Genomic DNA, 270 nt, shown 5'->3' on the forward strand with positions numbered 1-270 from the left:
GGCATTCTGCGCGCGGGCTCGGTCGCCCTGACCAACGGCCACGCGTCGCAAGGCGCGAGCACGATCACGATGCAGGTCGCGCGCAATTTTTTCCTGTCGAGCGAGAAGACCTACACGCGCAAGATTTATGAAATGCTGCTCGCGTACAAGATCGAGCGCGCGTTGACGAAGGATCAGATTCTGGAGGTCTATATGAATCAGATCTATCTCGGGCAGCGCGCGTATGGTTTCGCGAGCGCGGCGCGGGTCTATTTCGGCAAGGATCTGAAG

General features: G+C 58.5%; 1 protein-coding gene. It reads left to right on the forward strand.

Annotated features, from left to right (window positions below; all coding sequences use genetic code 11):
* The coding region (locus NCR39_RS11955; RefSeq protein ID WP_250452385.1) for a transglycosylase domain-containing protein at positions 1 to 270 on the forward strand (270 nt) is incomplete at both ends.

Origin of the sequence: Caballeronia sp. ATUFL_M2_KS44 (assembly GCF_023630965.1) — a bacterium.
In the GTDB taxonomy this organism is placed as follows: Bacteria; Pseudomonadota; Gammaproteobacteria; order Burkholderiales; family Burkholderiaceae; genus Caballeronia; species Caballeronia concitans.